Annotated in this window: 1 protein-coding gene; it reads right to left on the reverse strand. The window is 44.1% G+C overall.

The window, feature by feature from the left end; all coding sequences use genetic code 11:
• Positions 1 to 68: 68 nt before the first annotated feature.
• A partial coding sequence (locus tag FN960_RS23915) for an SDR family oxidoreductase (protein WP_143850801.1) occupies positions 69 to 281 on the reverse strand: 213 nt, incomplete at its 5' end.

The following is a 281-nucleotide window of genomic DNA, read 5'->3' on the forward strand; positions in this document are numbered from 1 at the left end:
GTAATTCCTTCCTGATAATAAAAATGGAATAATCATTAATAAGAGAAAACAGAAACCACCGTTATGGGTTAGCGCACTAAATAACCGCCATCAACCACTAATAAATGCCCGTTGACATAATTCGATGCCGGACTTGCGAGGAATACGGCTGCGCCCATTAAATCCTGAGTATCGCCCCAACGGTTTGCCGGAATATGATCAAGAACGCGCTGATTGGTTTCTGGATTACTGCGTGTCGCCAGCGTAATATCTGTTGCATAATAGCCAGGGGCGATACCATT

The sequence above is a fragment of the Alkalicoccobacillus porphyridii genome, from assembly GCF_007293315.1.
Taxonomy (GTDB): domain Bacteria; phylum Bacillota; class Bacilli; order Bacillales; family Bacillaceae_D; genus Alkalicoccobacillus; species Alkalicoccobacillus porphyridii.